Raw genomic sequence first — 19,274 nt, forward strand, 5'->3', positions numbered from 1 at the left:
AGCCACCTCTCACAAAGCGTCGATGCGGTCCGAGCAGGCGACCGCGGGCGCGCCGGCGCGTTGGCGTTGTCGGCCTACCTCGATGGGTTCGAGCCGATCGAACCTGCCCTGGGCATCAGGGACCGCACGCTGCTGGAGCGCATCGAGGGGTTGATGGGCGAGTATCGCGCGGCCGTGCAGGGTGGCGAGGGTGCCGAACGGCTGTCCGCTCGCGTGCAGGTCATCGGCGAGGTTCTCGACGATGCCGAGGCCGCGCTTTCGCCGAACGCCGGCAGCGCCGCCACGACCTTCCTCGGCGCCGCGACCATTCTGCTGCGCGAAGGCTTGGAAGCACTGTTGATCGTGGTGGCCATGATCGCGTTCGTTCGCAAATCGGAGCGGATGGAGGTCATGCCCTACGTTCATGCAGGGTGGTTTGCCGCGCTTGCCGCCGGCCTGATTACCTGGGCGCTCGCGACGTGGGTGATCGGCATCAGCGGCGCCAGCCGGGAGCTGACGGAAGGATTCGGCTCGGTGTTCGCCGCCGTGGTGCTGCTTTCGGTGGGCATCTGGATGCACGGCAAGGCGCAAGCCGATGAGTGGCAGCGCTACATCCGCGCGAAGATGTCGAAGGCTTTGTCCGGTCGATCGGCCTGGTTTCTGTTCGGGCTCGCGTTCATCGTCGTCTATCGGGAGGTGTTCGAGACCATTCTGTTCTACGCCGCACTCTGGAATCAAGGTAACGGGTGGCCCATCGTGGCCGGTGGCCTCAGCGCGTGCGTGGCGCTGGCGGTGATCGCGTGGGCGATGCTGCGCTTCAGCCGCTCGCTCCCGATCGGCAAGTTCTTCGCCTACAGTTCGTGGCTGATGGCGGTGTTGACGGTAGTGCTGGCCGGAAAAGGGATCTCCGCTCTGCAGGAGGCCGGTATCATCGGCATTGCGCCAATGCCGTCGGTGCCCCGCTTCTCGGTGCTTGGCCTATTCCCGACCGCTCAGACCATTGCGGCGCAATTGATCATGCTCGCGGCCCTCGCCGTCGGCTTTGCGCTCAACCGGCGGCGGGCCTAGCGACTCGGCGAACCGGTGACCCACTAGCGGCAGAGTTAGCTCTCTACCGCATGCCCCACACGATAGTGCCCGCGAGGCACAAGCTTTCCACATCCGGATGGAACTTGGAGGCCTGTAACATTGTTGCTGGTCGACATGTCGACGGGGGGCGTGGTACTCGGTGGACGATGCACGGAGCGGAAGACCGAGTGACCTTCTCGACCTTCAGATTTGGCCACAAATTGCCGCGCGCCCTGCGCCGCGCAATGGCCATGCTCGTGGTCGGGATGTACCTGGTCGCCGGCGTGCTGCACGGCGTCTGCGATCTGGACGTCACTAATCCGTCATCGAACGTGCTCATCTCCATGGACGGCAAGAGCACCGGCCACTCCGAGAAGGGCTCTGTTGCGGATCATCACTGTCATGGCTGCTTTTCCGTGTCCGTGCCGTCACCCGCTGTCTTCGCGGTTGCCATCATGCCCGCGGTCGAGGTCGTGGCCCTTGTGGAAGTCGCACGCCGCGGACTGCCGCCGGGAATCGATCCCCCGCCGCCGAAGTCTCTGACCTGAAGATGATCGCTGGGCGCTTCGCGTCCTGAATCCGTCTCTCGTCAGGTTTTCATCATGTTTTCGAAATCCGCCTCGCGCCTCGCGTGCGCGACGGCATTGCTCATCAGCCCGTGGCTGACCGGAGCGTCGCATTCGCAGACCCTCACGCTGGGAAGCGCGCTGCAGCGCGCTCTCGCCGCCAGCCCGCGCTTGACCGCAGCCGAGCGCGACATCGGGATCGCCACCGGCCAGCGCATCCAGGCCGGCGCGCTGCTCAATCCGGAACTGTCCTACGAACAGGACAATTCCTTCGGGTCCGGCAGCTACCGCGGCACAAGGTCGGCGGAGACGACGCTGCAGATCAGCCAGCTCTTCGAGCTCTTCGGCAAGCGCGAGGCGCGGATCGCCGCCGGCCAAGCCGGCGTGCAGGGAGCATCGATCGAACGCAAGGCGGTGCGCCTGCAGATCTTGTCCGAGACCGCAATCGCCTTTCTCAACGTGCTCGGGCTGCAGCGGCGGATCCAGATCCTTGATGAGCAGGTCGCGGCCATCGAGCGTCTGACGCCCTTGCTCCAGCGCAGGGTCGAGGCCGGCGCCTCGTCGCCCGCTGAGACCGGCCGCGCCGAAGTCGCGGCCGCGCTGGTGAAGGCCGATCGCGAGCGCACCAAGGCCAATCAGTCGAGTGGGCGCCGCGAGTTGGCGGTGCTGTTGGGAGACACGTCTCCTAAGTTCGCGAGCGTCTCCGGACGGCTCGACGTAACCAGTCGGCCGCCATCATTCCAGGCCGTGATCGCCGCCATCGACGCGAACCCGCAACTGGTGCGGTGGAATGCGGTCTACGCGCAGCGGAATGCCGAGCTCCTGCTGGCGCGCCTGAAGCCGTACCCGGACGTTCGCCTGGCCGCCGGCTGGCGCCACTTCAACGAGACCAACGACGATGCGGTGCGGCTCAGCCTATCGGTGCCGATCCCAGTGTTCGATCAGAACCAGGGCAACATCCTGTCGGCCCAGGAAAGCCTCGCCAAGACGCGAGCCGAGCGTGAGGCCAACCGCAACACCTTGCTGGTCGTCGCTGGACGTGCCTACGACAATGTCCAAGGGTCCTTGCGCGAACTCGCAATCCTGCGGGAGTCCGCAATCCCGAAAGCGCAGGCTGCGGCGAGCGAGATCGAACAGGGTTACGGCGCCGGCCGCTTCAGCCTTCTCGAAGTCCTGGACGCGCAGGCCAACGTCACCCAGGCGCGTCTGCGCGAGCAGGAGGCGCTGCAGAACTACCACGTCGCCGTGGCGACGATCGAAGGGCTGGTCGGCAATCCGTTCTCCCTGGCACGGGAGGGCGCACGATGAGAACGTCGAGCGCAATCGTCCTCGCACTGGTCGCGGCCTCCGCCGGCGCTTTCGGCTATCGTTGGCTGGCGCCGATGAGCGCGCCCGCAGCGACCGCGACCGCCGAGAAGCACGGCGAACACGGCGGCAAGGAGGAGAAGGGGAGCAAGGAGGAAAAGGCCGGCAACGAGCACGTCGAACAGGATGAACACGGTGCCGACAGGATCAGGATCAGCGACGTCAAGCTGGCGGCCGCCGGCGCGACCTTCGCCGAGGCCGGCCCGGCGACCCTGACCGAGACGCTGTCGTTCAACGGCGCGCTGCGCGCCAACCAGGAGACGGTGATCCAGGTCACCCCGCGTTTTCCGGGCATCGCGCGCGGGATCAAGAAGCGGATCGGCGACGTCGTCGGTAAGGACGAGGTTCTGGCGGCCATCGAAAGCAATCAGAGCCTCACGGTCTACGATCTGAAGGCGCCGATCGCCGGGACCATCATCGATCGTCAGATCTCGCTTGGCGAGTACGTCTCCGAGCAGAAGCCGGCCTTCGTCGTGGCGGACCTGTCGACGATCTGGGTCGATCTGTCGATCTACCGGCAGGATCTCAGGCGCGTGCGGATCGGCGACGAGGTTCTGATCGATCCGGACGACGGCGCCGGCGACATCAAGGGTTCGATCTCCTATCTGGCGCCGGTCGGCGCGAGCGAGACGCAGACCGCGATCGCGCGGGTGATCCTGAAGAATCCCGATGGCAGGCTGCGACCGGGGCTGTTCGTGACCGCGCGCCTGATCCTGGCGGAGCGGAAGGTGGCGGTCGCGGTGCATGCAGGCGCGATTCAGACATTCGAGAACAAGACGGTCGTGTTCGTCCGCGAGGGCGAGGACAAGCTGGAAGCGCGGCCGGTCGAGCTCGGGGACTCGGACCAGAAGTTCATCGAGATCCGCGCCGGAATCTCGGCGGGAGAGAAGTACGTCGCCGAGAACTCGTTCGTCGTGAAGGCGGAGATGGGCAAAGGGGAGGCCGAGCATGATTGAGCGGCTCATCGCATTCTCGATCCGCCAGCGCTGGCTGGTGTTGCTGTTCGTGCTCGGGCTCACGGCGTTCGGCGGTTGGAATTTCACCCGCCTTCCGATCGACGCCGTGCCTGATATCACGAACGTCCAGGTGCAGATCAACACGCAGGCGCCGGGCTATTCGCCCCTCGAGACCGAGCAGCGCATCACGTTCCCGGTCGAGACCGCGATGGGCGGGCTGCCGAAGCTCGAATACACCCGGTCGCTGTCGCGCTACGGCCTCAGCCAGGTCACGGTCGTCTTCCACGACGGCACCGACATCTATTTCGCCCGGCAGCTCGTCAACGAGCGCATCCAGCAGGTCAAGGACCAGCTTCCCCCCGGCGTCGAGATCGCCATGGGTCCGATCGCTACCGGGCTTGGCGAAATCTTCCTGTACACGGTCGAAGCCAAGGAGGGAGCCAAGGCGCCCGGCGGCAAGGAGTACAGCGCAAGCGATCTGCGAACGGTTCAGGACTGGATCATCAAGCCGCAGCTCCGCAACGTGCCGGGCGTGATCGAGGTCAACACGATCGGCGGTTTCGAGCGGCAATTCCACGTGCTGCCGGATCCCGGCAAACTGATGGCCTACAAGCTCGCTTTCCGCGACGTCATGATGGCTTTGGCTGCCAACAACGCCAATGTCGGCGCCGGCTACATCGAAAAGAACGGCGAGCAATATCTGGTCCGCACCCCGGGCCAGGTGGCAAACATCGCCGAGATCGAGGACATCGTGATCGGTTCGCGCGGCGGCGTGCCGGTCCGGATCAGGGACGTCGCGCAGGTTGCCGAGGGCAAGGATCTGCGCACCGGCGCCGCGACGCTCGGCGGCAAGGAGACGGTGCTCGGGACCGCCATGCTGCTGATCGGCGAGAACAGCCGCGCGGTGGCCCAACGGGTCTCGGCCAAGCTGCATGACATCGCCAAGTCGCTTCCCGAAGGCGTGGCCGCCCGCACGGTGTACGACCGCACGCACCTGGTCGAGGCGACGGTCAAGACGGTGGAGAAGAATCTGGTCGAGGGCGCGATCCTCGTCATCGTCGTGCTGTTCCTGATTCTCGGCAACTTCCGCGCGGCCCTGGTCACCGCCTGCGTCATCCCTCTGTCCATGGCGATGACCGTCACCGGGATGGTCGAGACCAAGGTCAGCGCCAACCTGATGAGCCTAGGTGCGATCGACTTCGGCATCATCGTGGATGGCGCGGTCATCATCGTCGAGAACTGTCTGCGCCTTCTGGCCGAAGCGCAGCACGGCAAGGGCCGGCTGCTGACCTTGAAGGAGCGCCTGGACACGATCCGCCGCGGCTCCGCCGAGGTCATCAAACCCAGCCTGTTCGGAACGCTCATCATCGCGGTGGTGTACCTGCCGGTGCTGACGCTCACGGGCGTGGAAGGCAAGATGTTCACGCCGATGGCGCTCACCGTGCTGATGGCGCTCGCCGCTGCGGCACTGTTCTCGATCACGTTCGTGCCTGCGGCCGTCGCCATCGTCGTCACCGGCAAGGTCTCGGAAAAGGAGAACCTCTTCATGCGCGCCGCCAAGCGCGTCTACCTGCCGCTTCTCGACCGGGCGATCGCCTTCCGCGGCGTCGTGGCGGTCGGGGCGGTCGTCATCGTGGGCGCCAGCGTGTTCGCGGCGAGCCGCATGGGCGGCGAGTTCATCCCGAGCCTGGACGAGGGCGACGTCGCTCTGGCCGCCATCCGGATTCCAGGAACGAGCCTGACCCAGTCGCTCGACCTGCAGATGGCGCTCGAGAAACGGCTTCAGCAACTGCCCGAGGTGAAGGAGTTCTTCGCACGTACGGGCACCGCCGAAGTCGCCACCGATCCGATGCCCCCGTCGATTTCCGACGGCTACATCATGCTCAAGCCCCGCAGCGAGTGGCCTGACCCTGAGAAACCGAAATCGGAGCTGGTCGAGGAGATCGAGAAGGCGGCCAACGACGTTCCGGGCAGCAACTACGAAGTCTCCCAGCCGATCCAGTTGCGCGTCAACGAGCTGATCTCGGGCGTGCGCAGTGACGTGGGCGTCAAGATCTTCGGAGACGATCTCGACGTCCTGCAGGGCGCCGCCAAGCAGGTGCAATCCGTGGTCCAGGGGATCCGGGGGGCGACGGACGTCAAGACCGAGCAGGTCGCCGGCCTGCCGATCCTCACGGTCAAACTCGACCGCCGGGCGCTCTCGCGCTACGGCCTGAGCGTCGGCGACGTCCAGAACATCGTCGAGATCGCCGTGGGCTGAAAGAGCGTCGGCAAGCTGTTCGAGGGCGATCGGCGGTTCGACATCGTCGTGCGCCTTCCGGAGCGGCTGCGCGGCAACATCGAAGCGATCCGGGCGATCCCGATTCCGCTGCCGGCGGAGGAGCCCGGCGCCTCCCCGGTCACGAAGACCGCATGGTCCGGAACGCTCGCGGCGCAGCCGCGCTACGTGCCGCTCTCGTCGGTGGCGACGGTGGATTCCGCGCCGGGCCCGAACCAGATCAGCCGCGAGAACGGCAAACGCCGCATCGTGGTGACGGCGAACGTGCGCGAGCGGGATCTCGGCTCGTTCGTGTCCGAAGCGCAGGACGCCGTCGCGCAGAAGGTCAAGCTCCCGGCCGGCTACTGGATCGGATGGGGAGGCCAGTTCGAGCAACTGGTCTCGGCGACCAAGCGGCTCACCATCGTGGTGCCGGTGGCGCTGCTGCTGGTGCTGCTGCTGCTCTTCATGAGCTTGGGATCGGTAGCCGACGCGCTTCTGGTGTTCAGCGGCGTGCCTCTGGCGCTCACCGGCGGTGTGGCGGCGCTGATCCTTCGCGGGATTCCGCTGTCGATCAGCGCAGGCGTCGGCTTTATCGCGCTCTCGGGCGTCGCGGTGCTCAACGGCCTGGTCATCATCGCCTTCATCGAGCGGCTCAGGCAGGAAGGCAAGCCCGTGCTCGAGGCCGTACACGAAGGTGCGGTGACGAGACTGCGGCCCGTATTGATGACCGCATTGGTCGCCTCGCTCGGCTTCGTCCCGATGGCGATCGCGACCGGCGCCGGCGCCGAGGTGCAGCGTCCGCTGGCCACCGTCGTGATCGGCGGCATCATCTCCTCGACGATCCTCACGCTGCTGGTGCTGCCGGCCCTGTACGTGCTGTTTCGGAAGGATTCCCCGCCGGCGCCGACGACGGAGGAGGCGGCATGATCGGCCCCATGAAGGATAGCGTGATGAAGGACAGGGATGGGACTGATCATGACGGGGCGACGGCGGTCACCACGCGCCTTCAGGTTCAGGGAATGGACTGCGCAGGCTGCGCGCTCAAGGTCGAGAACGCGCTCACCCGGATGCCGGGCGTGCGGACCGTCGACGTTTCCGTCGCACGCGGCTCGGTCACGGTCCGGCACGACCAGGCAGAGCGAAGTGAGATGGCGAGCAGGATCTCGGCTCTCGGATACACGGTCGCTGACGAAGAAAAGGCCGAGGCCGATCGCACCCGGACGGGCGAAGACCACGCCGGCCACTCCCACGTCCACGCCCAGCCCGATGCCGGCACGCGATGGTGGCAGACCGGCAAGGCCCGGCTGACGATCGCGTCCGGCCTGGCGCTGGCGGTGGCCTTCGCGGTCGGCAAAAGCGCCCCTGGAGCCGAGCGGTGGGCGTTTCTGCTGGCGATGCTGGTCGGCCTCGTCCCGATAGCCAGGCGGGCCCTTTCCGCCGCCGTGGCGGGCACGCCGTTCTCCATCGAGATGCTGATGACGATCGCGGCCGTCGGTGCCGTCTTGATCGGCGCGACCGAAGAGGCGGCGACGGTGGTCCTGCTGTTTCTGATCGGCGAACTGCTCGAAGGTGTGGCGGCCAGCCGGGCGCGCGCCAGCATCCAGAACCTGACGAAGCTTGTGCCCAAGACCGCGCGGCTCGAGAAGGGCGATGGTCAAGTGCGCGAGGTCGAGGCCGGCGCACTGGCGGTCGGCGACCTGATCCAGGTTCGTCCCGGAGACCGCGTCCCGGCGGACGGGGTGGTCGTCTCCGGAGACAGTTCGGTCGACGAGGCGCCCGTGACCGGCGAAAGCATTCCCGTCCGGAAGGAGCGGGACGACACCGTTTTCGCCGGCACCGTGAACGGGGACGGCCTCATCAGGGTTCGCGTGAAGGCCGCTGCGGCCGACAACACCATCGCCCGCGTGGTGAAGCTGGTCGAAGAGGCGCAGGAATCCAAGGCGCCGACCGAGCGCTTCATCGACCGTTTCTCCCGGTACTACACGCCTGGTGTGGTCGTGGTCGCCGCGCTGGTGGCGCTCGTCCCGCCGCTGCTGTTCGGCGGCGACTGGAGCGGCTGGATCTACAAGGGGCTCGCCATCCTGCTGATCGGCTGCCCGTGCGCTCTCGTCATCTCGACGCCGGCGGCCATCGCCGCCAGTCTCGCCGCCGGCGCCCGACGGGGGCTGCTCCTGAAAGGGGGCGCGGTGCTCGAGAAGATCGGTAGGGTCACGGCGGTCGCCCTCGACAAGACCGGCACGCTCACCTCCGGCAAGCCCCAGGTCACGGACATCATCGGCTTCGGCCGCAGCGAGGACGAGGTGCTGCGCTTCGCAGCCGCGCTCGAGTCCGGCTCGAGCCATCCGCTCGCCGCCGCAATTCTGTCCAAGGCAACCGAGCGACAGATGACGATTCCGCCGGCCTCCGAGGCTTCGGCCATCGGCGGCAAGGGCGTCCGGGCCACGGTGGAAGGAATGAAGGTATTCCTCGGATCGCCCAAGGCCGCGGCCGAATTGGCGGCGGTCACGGACGCGCAGCGAGGAAGGATTGCGGCTCTCAACGACGAGGGCAAGACGGTGTCCCTGCTGGTCCTGGACGACAAGCTCGCCGGTGCGCTTGCCATGCGCGACGAGCCGCGTCCGGACGCGGAAAGGGGTCTGGAGCTGCTGTCCGATGCCGGCATCCGTACCGTGATGCTGACCGGCGACAACCGGCGGACCGCCGACGCGATAGGCAACAGTCTCGGCATCGAGGTCGAAGCCGAGCTTCTTCCGGAAGACAAGCAGCGCATCGTCACGGAGCTGCAGAAGCAGGGCTTCGTGGTCGCGAAGGTCGGCGACGGCATCAACGATGCGCCGGCGCTTGCCGCGGCCGACGTGGGCATCGCCATGGGCGGCGGCACGGATGTGGCGCTCGAGACCGCCGATGCCGCCGTGCTGCACGGCCGCGTGTCGGACATCGCCGCGATGATCGACCTGTCCAAGCGCACCATGACCAACATCCGGCAGAACATCGCCGTGGCGCTCGGGCTGAAGGCGCTCTTCCTCGTCACCACCGTGGCCGGCATCACCGGCCTCTGGCCTGCCATCCTCGCCGACACGGGTGCGACCGTCCTCGTCACCCTGAACGCGCTGCGCCTCCTCAAGCCGAGGGGAGAAGCGCCATGACACGGCCGCGCATCCTGGCAAGCCTCACTGCAGCCCTGCTGCTGGCGGCGCTGACCAGCGCAGAGGTGCGGTCCCGCGGCAGCTCGGCCACCGAACGACCGTGGGCAGCCGAGCACGTCGAGGGACTGCCGGACGACATCCGGCGCGACATAGAAGGGCACGCGAAGGCCTGCGGCAATGCGCCCGCAGCGGCTCACTATTTTTCGGTGTCGATCGAAGCATCCGGACTGCGATTTCGCGCGCAGCACTTCGAGGACTTCGCCTGCGCGAGACGCTCCGCGGTGTGCCGCCCCGAGGGTTGCCTGCATGAAGTCTTCGTCGACGACGGGCGCCGCCAGCGGCTCGTCTTCGGCGTCTACGCTCGCGACCTCAAGCTGACCAACGACGGCGGCGTTGCGGGCATCGAGGTGGTCGAGGCCGGGGGCATCAAAGCCTTCCAGTGGAACGGGCGGCGCTTTGCTCCATTGGGTCCTGGTCGGGCACGGTAAGCTTCGTTCCGGACGCTCGTCGTCCACCCAGGAGATCTAGAATGCATGGAGGCGGAACGTACGGCACGGCAGCGGCGCAGCACTCCGGCAGGCTGGCCTGGGCCCTCGGCCTGACCGCGACCTACATGCTTGCCGAGGTCGTCGGTGGTCTCGTCACCGGCAGCCTGGCGCTGCTCGCCGACGCCGCGCACATGCTGACGGACGTCGCGGGGCTCGCGCTCGCGCTCGTCGCGATCCGCTTCGCCGCCCGCGAGGCGACGTCCAGGCTCACCTACGGCTATCTCCGGATGGAGGTCCTCGCCGCTCTGACCAACGCGGTGGTGCTGCTCCTTCTCACGATCTACATCATCTACGAAGCGTACCTGCGGCTCGTCGATCCTCCGGAGGTCGTGAGCGGACCGATGCTCGCCGTTGCGGTGGTCGGGCTCGTCGTCAATCTCATCAGCATGCGGCTGCTCGCCGGCGGCTCGTCGGAAAGTCTCAACGTCAAGGGCGCCTACTTCGAAGTGCTGAGCGACATGCTGGGATCGCTGGGCGTGATCGTCGCGGCGGTTCTGATCATGTGGAAGGGCTGGCGGCTGGCCGATCCGATCATCGGCGCCGGCATCGGCATCTTCATCATTCCGCGTACCTTCATCCTCCTCAAGCAGGTCGCCAACATCCTGATGGAGGGCACGCCCGAACACATCGACGTCGACGACATGCAGCGACGCCTGCTCGCGATTCCCGGTGTCAGCGCCGTGCACGACCTTCACGTCTGGACCATCACCTCCGGCATGGACGCCATGAGCTGTCATCTCGTCGTCGACGATCTCTCGCAAGGTCCGAGCCGTCTGCGTCAGGCTCGAGCGCTGCTGAAGAAGGATTTCGGCATCGACCACGTCACCATTCAGGTCGAGGACGAAGCGTTGAGGTCGGAAGAGGTGACGCTGCATGTCTGAGCAGCGGGGAGCGCGCCGCACCCATGTGCTGAAGAACGAAGACAGTCGGCGATCCCGCAGTCCGAACCATCCACACTGCGTGTCAAGGATTCGCAAATGCCAGCGCGGTGTCGGAACCCTCCCGCGTCATCGCGCCACATCGCAGCCCGCGCCAACAGTCGCTCTGCGCGGAACGCGAAGGCTGCTCAAGGCTTGTATCCGGACTGGAGAAAGGGAGCACTATGAAGAAAGTTTGTTTGTTGGTCGCAGGTTTGGCTGTTGCGTTTGCGGTGCCTGCCGCCGCCGAGACGGTCGTCGTCAAGAGAGGACACGGCGGGCATGAGAGGGGCGCGCGCGCCGAGATGGGCCATGGACACGGCATGGGAATGCATCACGGCATGAGGTCGCATCATAATCATCGTCCGGCCGTCGTTATCAAGCGAAGGCACCACATGCACTGATCGCGAACAGCTTCCCAGCCGGGCGGTTGTCCTCCCCAATCACATCCGTCCGATTGTTTCGATTCCTGGTCGGGAGCCTTTGGGGCTTCGGCACGGAAACGAAAAGTGGAGCGGGCCGCCCCCAGCGGGGCGGCCTTTTCGCGTGCTGCGATTTACCTGCCACAGACGGGCACTAGCATCGGGTGCTCGCCGTCGACGGGAGGTGGGTATCCCCCGGCGATGGCGATACGGCAGTAGCCAACAGTGCCGAAACAGCGATCTCGGCAGGACCCAGCTTTTAAGCTCGCTCAGCTCTTCCGCTTGGCGGCCTTCTTTGCAGACTTCGCCTTCGGTGCGCAGCAGGCTACCGCGTCCTCGGCAACCAGGTTGCAGAGCTCCGGATGTCCGTCGCAGCAGTCGTTGACCAGGAAAGCGATCACGGACCGCATGCCTTCGACGTCGGACCGATAGATGATGGTACGGCCCTCGCGGGACGAACGAAGCAGCCCGGCGCGCACCAAAATGGCCAGATGCGAGGACAGCGTATTGTGCGGTGCGCCGATCGTCTCGGCGATCACGCCGGCGGTAATGCCGACCGGTTCGTGCTTCACCAGCAGGCGGAAGATCGCAAGCCGGGTCGGCTGGGCGAGCGCTGCGAGGGCCGAAATCGCGTGCGCCTCGCTCAAAGCGCCGGCTGGCACTGCGTTCGCGTGGCTGGCCGCCGCGAGCGTGGATTTCGGCATAGAAAGGTCCCCGGATTGCAGCATCGAGTCGCGCGCCTTTCTAGCCCAAACGGCTGATGACAAGCCAGATCGATTCGACTATTGGTTATGTCGAGACGTCTCGACATATCGTACAGACATACTTTGAAGATTGAATGACAACGATCGAGCGCTCCGGCCCGTAGGCGTACCGGCCGCCCATCCGAGGAAACCAGGCGTCGGTAGGCGTACCGGCGCACCTAGGAGTGTTTGCCATGTCGCAGCGTTGCGATCGTATGGTCGATGTCGGCCGCCGAAAATTCATGAGCGGAGCCGGCATGGCCGCCGCCGGTGTCGCAGTCACCGCAGTCGTCACCACCCCAGAAGCCAAGGCCGCTCCCGCAGCGGCTCGGGTCAACTTTCCGGCCAACCGGCTCGCCAACATCGCCGACCTCAAGGTCAACGAGCCCATGAACGTAAGCTACCCCGACGGTGATGCACCTGGTGTGCTGCTGAAGTTGGGCAAGAAGGTCCCGGGCGGCGTCGGCGCCGATGGCGACGTGGTGGGCTTCTCGACCACCTGTCCCCACAAGGGCTTCCCGCTGACCTACAACTCCGGGGACCGGACCATGAACTGCCCCGGCCACTACTCGCGGTTCGACTGCGAGGCCGGTGGGCAGCAGGTGTGGGGCCAGGCCACACAGAACCTTCCGCAGTACGCGCTGCGCGTCGACGCCAAGGGAGACATCTACGCCGAAGGCGTGGACGAACTGCTCTACGGCCGTCTGTCGAACGTACTGTAAGGGGGGAGAACACCATGACCTACAAGCGCCAGATCGATCGCCTGCCGATCATTCCGAAGGACGCCAAGGAATTCAACGTCACCTGCCACTACTGCATCGTCGGTTGCGGCTACAAGGCCTACACGTGGGCCGCCAACAAGCAGGGTGGTACCGCGCCTGCCGAGAACAAGTTCAACGCCGACCTCTCCAAGCAGCAGCCGGCCGAGACCGACGCTTGGTACGCGCCCTCGATGTACAACATCGTCAGCCAGAACGGGCAGGACGTGCATATCGTCATCAAGCCGGACCGCGATTGCGTCGTGAACTCCGGACTCGGTTCGGTCCGCGGCGCCCGCATGGCCGAGATGAGCTACTCGCAGCAGCGCAACACCGAGTTGCAGCGCCTCACCGATCCGATGGTCTGGCGCTACGGACAGATGCAGCCGACGAGCTGGGCCGATGCTCTCGACCTGGTCGCGCGCGTCACGGTGGCCGTCATCAACGACATGGGCGAGGACGGGCTGTTCGTTTCGGCGTTCGATCACGGCGGTGCCGGCGGCGGCTACGAAAACACCTGGGGCACCGGCAAGCTCTACTTCGGCGCCATGAAGGTCAAGAACATCCGGATCCACAACCGGCCCGCCTACAACTCCGAGGTCCACGCCACGCGCGACATGGGCGTGGGCGAGCTCAACAACTGCTACGAAGACGCCGAACTCGCCGACACCATCGTCGCGGTCGGCACCAACGCGCTCGAGACCCAGACCAACTATTTCCTCAACCACTGGGTCCCGAACCTGCGCGGCTCGTCGCTCGACAAGAAGAAGGCGCAGTTCGGCTCAGAGGCCGTGGACAAGGGACGTGTCATCGTCGTCGATCCGCGCCGTACCGTGACGGTCAACGCCTGCGAGGTCGAGGCCGGCAAGGACAACGTGATGCATCTGGCGCTGAACTCCGGGACCGATCTCGTCCTGTTCAACGCCTGGATGACCTACATCGCGGACAAGGGCTGGCTCGACAAGCCGTTCATCGACGCCTCGACCAGCGACTTCGACAAGATGCGAGCCGCCAACAAGGTCTCGCTCGAAGACGCGGCCAAGATCACCGGTTTGTCCGTGGATCAGATCCGGAAGTCGGCGGAATGGATCGCGCAGCCGAAGTCCGGCAACGCGCGCCGGCGCACGATGTTCGCCTATGAGAAGGGCCTGATCTGGGGCAACGACAACTACCGCACCAACGCCGCGCTGGTGAACGTCGCGCTCGCCACCGGCAACATCGGCCGGCCCGGCGGCGGCTGCGTCCGGATGGGCGGCCATCAGGAAGGTTACTCGCGCCCGTCGGACGCCCACGTGGGCAAGCCGGCGGCGTACGTCGACAAGCTGCTGATGGAAGGCAAGGGCGGCGTGCACCACATCTGGGGCTGCGACCACTACAAGACGACGCTGAATGCGTTCAAGTTCAAGCAGAACTACAAGAAGCGGACCGACATCGTGAAGGACGCGATGATGACCGCGCCCTACGGCGACCGCGATGCCATGGTCAAGGCTATCGTCTACGCGATCAAGAAGGGTGGCCTGTTCGCCGTCGACGTCGACATCGTGCCGACCAAGATCGGCGAGGCCTGTCACGTCTGGCTGCCGGCGGCGACGTCGGGAGAGGCCAACCTCACCTCGATGAACGGCGAGCGCCGGATGCGCCTCACCGAGAAGTACATGGATCCGCCCGGCCAGGCGATGCCGGACTGCCTGATCGCCGCGCGGATCGCCAACAACATGGAGCGGGTGCTGCGCGAGCAGGGCAAGAACGACTACGCCGACAAGTTCAAGGGCTTCGACTGGAAGACCGAGGAAGACGCCTTCATGGACGGCTATCACCAGCATGAAAAGGGCGGCGAATTCGTCACCTATGCTCGCTTGCGGGCGATGGGGACGAACGGCTTCCAGGAGCCGGCCGTGGGCCTCGAATCCATCGGCGCCGTGGCGGCAGGCACGTCCACCGGCGGACCGGGTGAGGTGCTCAAAGGGCCGGCCATCGAAGGTGCGCGTGGCAAGGAGCCGGTCCTGAAGACCGGAGCCGCCGAATCCGCGGCGGTGTCGCCCGCGAGTGGAGGAGCGGAGCGGATCATCGGCACCAAGCGCCTCTACGCCGATGGCAAGTTCAACAGCAAGGACGGCAAGGCCAAGTTCATGGAGACGCAGTGGCGCGGCCTGCAGGCGGCCGGCAAGGAGGAGGAATCCAAGAAGTGGCCGTTCCTGATCAACAACGGCCGCACCAACGTCGTCTGGCAGAGCGCATACCTCGATCAGGACAACGAGTTCGTCATGGACCGTTTCCCCTATCCGTTCATCCAGATGAATCCGAAGGACATGGACGAGCTCAAGCTGAAGCAGGGCGATCTGGTCGAGGTCTACAACGACAACGGCTCGACTCAGGCGATGGCCTATCCGACGCCGACGGCGAAGCCGAAGCAGACCTTCATGCTGTTCGCCTATCCGACCGGCGTGCAGGGCAACGTCGTCTCCGGAGGCGTCAACGAGTTCGTCATCCCCAACTACAAGCAGACTTGGGGGGCGATCCGGAAGATCGCCGACGCTCCGGAAGGGGTGAAGCATCTCAGCTTCAAGTCCATCGAGTACACCGGCTAAGGCGCAGCGGGCTCCGGGATCATCCGGGGCCCGCGTCATCACATGCTGGCAAAACAGGACATCTGCTCGGGCCCCGATCTGCTGGGCATCGACGAAGCCCTCATGGCGGCGCTGGCCGCCGTGAGGCCGGTGGCTGATGTCGAAACGGTGCGGAGCGGCCGCAGCGCCGGCCGCATCGCCGCCGGCGACGTCGCCGCCTCCATTCCGCTGCCACCGTTCGACCAGAGCGCCGTCGACGGGTACGGCATCCGCAGCGACGATCTCGACGCTGCTCCGGACACAGCCTTCCGCCAGGCCGGCGTCACGTTCGCCGGTGCACCGTGGTCTGTGCATCCGGAGCGCGGAGAGGTCGTGCGGTTGCTCACCGGAGCTCCTGTGCCGGCCGACATCGACGCGGTGGTGATGGAGGAAAAGGTTCGGATCGCCGGCGGGCGGGTCGCCTTCTCCCGGCCTCCGGAGCCCGGCATGAACATCCGTCGGCGCGGAGAAGACGTCGGCGCCGGCTCCACGATCCTGGCTGCGGGTACCGTGATCGATGCGCGTCACGTCGCGATCCTCGCCGCCAGCGGCGTTTCGAACATCAAGGTCCGCCGCCGGATCGAGGTCGGCATCCTCTCGACGGGCAGCGAACTCGTCCCCGCGAGCCGTCCGCTCGGACAGCATCAGATCCACGACAGCAACGGCCCGATGCTCGCCGCTTTGCTCGCCGGGCCGGCGTTGCGCGTGACGCCGCTAGGCCGTTGCAGGGACGACCGGGGACGGCTCGCCCGGCGGCTGACGCAGATGGCGCGCTCCTACGACCTGCTCGTCTGCTCCGGAGGGGTCTCCGGAAGCGACGCGGACCACATGGTCGCGGCGGTCCATGACGCCGGAGGCGCCTGCGCCAAGCTGGCATTGGCCCTGAAGCCCGGGAAGCCGCTTGCCGTCGGCGCAATCGGCCCTATGGCGGTCCTCGCGCTGCCGGGCAACCCGTTCGCCTCGCTGGTAGGCGCACTCCTGTTCGCCCGTCCCATGCTGCAGACGCTCGCCGGCAGCTATCAGGGCCGACGCCCGCCGCTGGCGGCCCGAACCGCCGAGACCTTCGCTCATCGAAGGGGCCGCATGGAGTTCGTCCCGGTGCGGGTCGCAGCGCGTGACGAGCGTGGGGCCCCGCTGCTGGAGAAACTCGGCCGCGGCGGCTCGGCCCGCCTGCTGCCGCTCATCCTGGCCGACGGATTGGCGTGCATCCCGTCCGGCTCGGACGACCTTCCTCCGGACGCGCCGATCGACTACTTCCCGTTCGACGCAGCGTTCAGGCTTTGAGGGCGGGAGGCTCGACGATCTCGCCGTCTTCCTTCACGAAGCGCCCGATCGCGGGGTTCGGCAGGATCGCGAGCACCGCTTCGGAGGGCCGGCAGAGCTTGACGCCCTTCGGGGTCACCACGATCGGACGATTGATCAGGATCGGATGCGCCAGCATCTGATCGATGAGCTGTTCGTCCGTCCACTTCGGGTCGTAGAGACCGAGCTCCTTGTAGGGCGTGCCTTTCTCGCGCAGAAGGGCGCGGACTGGGATGCCCATGGCGGCGATCAGCTCCTTCAGTCGCTCGCGGCTCGGCGGCGTCTTCAGGTATTCGATCACCGTGGGCTCCTCGCCGCTCTGCCGGATCATGGCGAGCGTGTTGCGGGACGTGCCGCAGTCGGGATTGTGATAGATCGTGACGCTCATCGAGATGTCTCCGCGATCGGTACCGGCCCGCGCACTTCCGGGCGCCCAAGCAGCCAGTTCATCAACAACATGCCGAGCAATGCCCCGCAGAGCTCCGCGACGATAAAGCCGGGCAGGTCTATGGGACGGATGCCCGCGAAAGTGTTCGTCAGCGAACGCGCGATGGCGACCGCCGGATTGGCGAAGGAGGTGGAGGCCGTAAACCAGTAGGCCGCCGTGATGTAGAGCCCGACCAGCCAGGGAACGGCGCTGCGCTGGAAGCGGATGCCGGCCAGGATCGTGGCGACCAGGCCGAACGCTGCGACGGCTTCCGCGAACCACTGCGCGCCGCCGGTGCGGACCTTCATCGAGAAGTCGACCAGCGGAAGCCCGAACATCAGATGGGCGGCCATGGTGCCGGCGATACCGCCTGCGATCTGCGCGATGACGTAGAGCAGCGCTTCCTGCGGCGGCAGCTCGCGCTTGCCGGTGAAGACCAGCGTCACCGCGGGGTTGAAGTGCGCGCCCGAGATGGGCCCGAGCACAGTGATCAGCACGACGAGGATGGCGCCCGTCGGCAGCGTGTTGCAGAGCAGGGCGAGGGCGACGTCCTTGGTCAGCGTCTCCGCCATGATGCCCGAGCCGACGACCGTGGCGACCAGGATGCCGGTCCCCAGTGCTTCCGCGGCGAGGCGCCGCGAGAGGTCGAAGCTATCCATCAGCCGGCCTTGGGGTGAGGGGTGGTGGCGCCGTCGAGGCGCCCGATCTCGCGCAGTTTAGTCCCCAGGGACAGCTTGTCGATGCCGCGCAGCGGGAGGCTGGTGAAAACGGCGATGCGGTTCTTCAGGTAGCGGAAGGCCGCAACGAAAGCCGCCTCCTTCTCGATGTCGGTCCCTTCGACGGCGGCCGGGTCCTCGATGCCCCAGTGAGCCGTCATCGGCTGGCCGGGCCACACCGGACAGCTCTCGCCGGCGGCGCTGTCGCAGACGGTGAACACGAAATCCATCACCGGCGCATCCGCAGCGGCGAATTCCTGCCAGCTCTTGGAGCGCATACCGTCCGTCGGGTAGTTCAGGCTTTCGAGCACCTTGAGCGCGAACGGGTTCACTCGTCCTTTCGGCTGGCTACCGGCCGAGAAGGCGCGGAAGCGGCCTTGGCCGTCCTTGCGCATGATGGATTCGGCGAGGATCGACCGGGCGGTGTTGCCGGTGCAGAGGAAAAGGACGTTGTAGATGCGGTCGGTCATGGCGCTTCCCACATTGCTTCGACCTGTCCAGACTTATCGAACTATTTTCCGACGGTCAACGAAATCGGCGCCTGTAATTCGAAGATTCCGGAATTACAGTATGACGGTTTGTAACAAAACCGTCATGACACTGACATGAAACCCGATGCTGCGGCGGTCTGGAAGGTTTGGGCAAGCCGACCCGGCTCAAGATCCATCGCTGGTCCGTAGTGGGAGCCCCGGGACGTCCGGCCACTGATCAGGGATAGCTGTCACGTTGGCACGGGCCTTGAGCGGCCATCCGAGGCCAGACGCATTCCGCTGTGGCAATTCAGTTTCTAGATTTTGCGAACGGTGCGGTCGCTCGTTCAGCTCTTCGGCTTTGACGGAAATCCCGCGCTGGTGGTCGCATTCGTCAGATCCTTGACCTCTGCCCGCGCGTTGTCGAACACGACGACTGCCGTTTTCTCCTTGAACGAAACCGTAACTTTCGAGACGCCGGAGACCTTCTCGATGGTTTTTTTCACCATGTATGGACAGGCTTCGCAGTACATGTTCTCAACCGCCAAGGTAACGGTTCGCTCCGCAGCCGTGGCTCCGCCGGAGGGAATGATAAGCACCCCGAGCGCCAGTAAAGTGGAAAACCTCGTCATCGATCTCTCCATCATGAAGTGAGCAACGGCCAAAGGAGGTTGAACGCGATTGCAGCGACGACAAACAACGTCCCGACGACGAGCGCGGGATTTACGAATTTGCTCGCCGACCTGGTCGAGCATGCCGCCGCGCATTGCTGGTTCGATGAACGATGCGACAGCCAGTACCCGCATCCTAGGCACGCGACAGCGACTGCAATGATGTAGGGCTGATAAGGGGCGAGCCGCACCAGCGTCCCGATCCATGGACCACTGGCTCCTAGGGCAAACAGAAGCAGCGGCAGCATGCAGCATGACGACGCCGCGACTGCGCTTAAGAGACCGCCGGCCGCGGCGGCATTTTGCAAGCGCGACCCGTCGGAAGGATTATCGGCGTTTCTACTAACCATCATG

At 65.8% G+C, this 19,274-nt stretch carries 16 protein-coding genes and 1 pseudogene; 11 read left to right on the forward strand and 6 right to left on the reverse strand.

Annotation, left to right across the window (positions count from 1 at the left end; translation table 11 throughout):
* The 8 genes and pseudogenes from BRA1253DRAFT_RS36965 to BRA1253DRAFT_RS37000 form a co-directional block, all read left to right on the forward strand.
* A partial coding sequence (locus BRA1253DRAFT_RS36965; protein WP_007602778.1) for an FTR1 family protein occupies nt 1-1,047 on the forward strand: 1,047 nt, incomplete at its 5' end.
* A 188-nt stretch (nt 1,048-1,235) separates the two neighbouring features.
* A complete protein-coding gene (locus BRA1253DRAFT_RS36970; protein WP_035994654.1) occupies nt 1,236-1,595 on the forward strand; it encodes a hypothetical protein in 360 nt (119 codons plus the stop codon).
* Nucleotides 1,596-1,649: 54 nt separating this feature from the next.
* Nucleotides 1,650-2,921: a divalent metal ion exporter subunit IhpA gene (gene ihpA, locus BRA1253DRAFT_RS36975; protein WP_007602780.1), complete on the forward strand. Its 1,272-nt coding sequence runs from the start codon at nt 1,650-1,652 to the stop codon at nt 2,919-2,921.
* A complete protein-coding gene (gene ihpB / locus BRA1253DRAFT_RS36980; protein ID WP_007602781.1) occupies nt 2,918-3,934 on the forward strand; it encodes a divalent metal ion exporter adaptor subunit IhpB in 1,017 nt (338 codons plus the stop codon). The genes ihpA and ihpB overlap by 4 nt, the downstream gene beginning before the upstream one ends.
* Nucleotides 3,927-7,121: pseudogene (locus tag BRA1253DRAFT_RS36985) on the forward strand (efflux RND transporter permease subunit). The gene ihpB and the pseudogene BRA1253DRAFT_RS36985 overlap by 8 nt, the downstream one beginning before the upstream one ends.
* Nucleotides 7,122-7,144: 23 nt before the next feature.
* Nucleotides 7,145-9,340 carry a heavy metal translocating P-type ATPase gene (locus BRA1253DRAFT_RS36990; protein WP_035995715.1) on the forward strand — a complete coding sequence of 732 codons (2,196 nt, stop codon included), beginning with the start codon at nt 7,145-7,147 and terminating at the stop codon, nt 9,338-9,340.
* Nucleotides 9,337-9,828, forward strand: coding sequence for a hypothetical protein (locus BRA1253DRAFT_RS36995; RefSeq protein ID WP_007602784.1), 492 nt, complete (start codon nt 9,337-9,339; stop codon nt 9,826-9,828). The genes BRA1253DRAFT_RS36990 and BRA1253DRAFT_RS36995 overlap by 4 nt, the downstream gene beginning before the upstream one ends.
* Before the next feature lie 41 nt (nt 9,829-9,869).
* Nucleotides 9,870-10,769: a cation diffusion facilitator family transporter gene (locus BRA1253DRAFT_RS37000; RefSeq protein ID WP_007602785.1), complete on the forward strand. Its 900-nt coding sequence runs from the start codon at nt 9,870-9,872 to the stop codon at nt 10,767-10,769.
* 727 nt (nt 10,770-11,496) lie between these two features.
* Here BRA1253DRAFT_RS37000 and BRA1253DRAFT_RS37005 read toward each other — a convergent pair.
* On the reverse strand, nt 11,497-11,931 hold the full coding sequence (locus BRA1253DRAFT_RS37005; RefSeq protein ID WP_007602789.1) for a helix-turn-helix transcriptional regulator: 435 nt from the start codon (nt 11,929-11,931) through the stop codon (nt 11,497-11,499).
* Nucleotides 11,932-12,164: 233 nt separating this feature from the next.
* Here BRA1253DRAFT_RS37005 and BRA1253DRAFT_RS37010 point away from each other — a divergent pair, with 233 nt between their 5' ends.
* Genes BRA1253DRAFT_RS37010 through glp form a run of 3 tightly spaced genes read left to right on the forward strand, consistent with a single transcriptional unit; the run spans nt 12,165 to nt 16,618 of the window.
* Nucleotides 12,165-12,692, forward strand: coding sequence for an arsenate reductase (azurin) small subunit (locus tag BRA1253DRAFT_RS37010; RefSeq protein WP_007602790.1), 528 nt, complete (start codon nt 12,165-12,167; stop codon nt 12,690-12,692).
* A 14-nt stretch (nt 12,693-12,706) separates the two neighbouring features.
* Nucleotides 12,707-15,316, forward strand: coding sequence for an arsenate reductase (azurin) large subunit (locus BRA1253DRAFT_RS37015; protein WP_007602791.1), 2,610 nt, complete (start codon nt 12,707-12,709; stop codon nt 15,314-15,316).
* 42 nt (nt 15,317-15,358) lie between these two features.
* Complete coding sequence (gene glp / locus BRA1253DRAFT_RS37020; protein WP_007602792.1) at nt 15,359-16,618, forward strand: gephyrin-like molybdotransferase Glp; 1,260 nt, start codon at nt 15,359-15,361, stop codon at nt 16,616-16,618.
* Here the strand turns inward: glp and arsC are convergent.
* The 5 genes from arsC to BRA1253DRAFT_RS37045 form a co-directional block, all read right to left on the reverse strand.
* Nucleotides 16,608-17,024 (reverse strand): arsenate reductase (glutaredoxin), encoded by a 417-nt coding sequence (gene arsC, locus BRA1253DRAFT_RS37025; RefSeq protein ID WP_007602793.1) that lies wholly within the window; start codon nt 17,022-17,024, stop codon nt 16,608-16,610. The two genes, glp and arsC, sit on opposite strands and share 11 nt — an antisense overlap.
* Nucleotides 17,021-17,722, reverse strand: coding sequence for an MIP/aquaporin family protein (locus BRA1253DRAFT_RS37030; protein ID WP_007602794.1), 702 nt, complete (start codon nt 17,720-17,722; stop codon nt 17,021-17,023). Before BRA1253DRAFT_RS37030 ends, arsC begins: the two co-directional genes overlap by 4 nt.
* Nucleotides 17,722-18,249, reverse strand: coding sequence for an arsenate reductase ArsC (locus tag BRA1253DRAFT_RS37035; RefSeq protein ID WP_007602795.1), 528 nt, complete (start codon nt 18,247-18,249; stop codon nt 17,722-17,724). The genes BRA1253DRAFT_RS37030 and BRA1253DRAFT_RS37035 overlap by 1 nt, the downstream gene beginning before the upstream one ends.
* Before the next feature lie 347 nt (nt 18,250-18,596).
* Nucleotides 18,597-19,004, reverse strand: coding sequence for a cation transporter (locus BRA1253DRAFT_RS45960; RefSeq protein WP_371261380.1), 408 nt, complete (start codon nt 19,002-19,004; stop codon nt 18,597-18,599).
* A complete protein-coding gene (locus BRA1253DRAFT_RS37045; protein ID WP_035994658.1) occupies nt 18,893-19,273 on the reverse strand; it encodes a mercuric transporter MerT family protein in 381 nt (126 codons plus the stop codon). The genes BRA1253DRAFT_RS45960 and BRA1253DRAFT_RS37045 overlap by 112 nt, the downstream gene beginning before the upstream one ends.
* Nucleotide 19,274: the final 1 nt, after the last annotated feature.

It is taken from the genome of Bradyrhizobium sp. WSM1253 (assembly GCF_000244935.1).
GTDB lineage: Bacteria > Pseudomonadota > Alphaproteobacteria > Rhizobiales > Xanthobacteraceae > Bradyrhizobium > Bradyrhizobium canariense.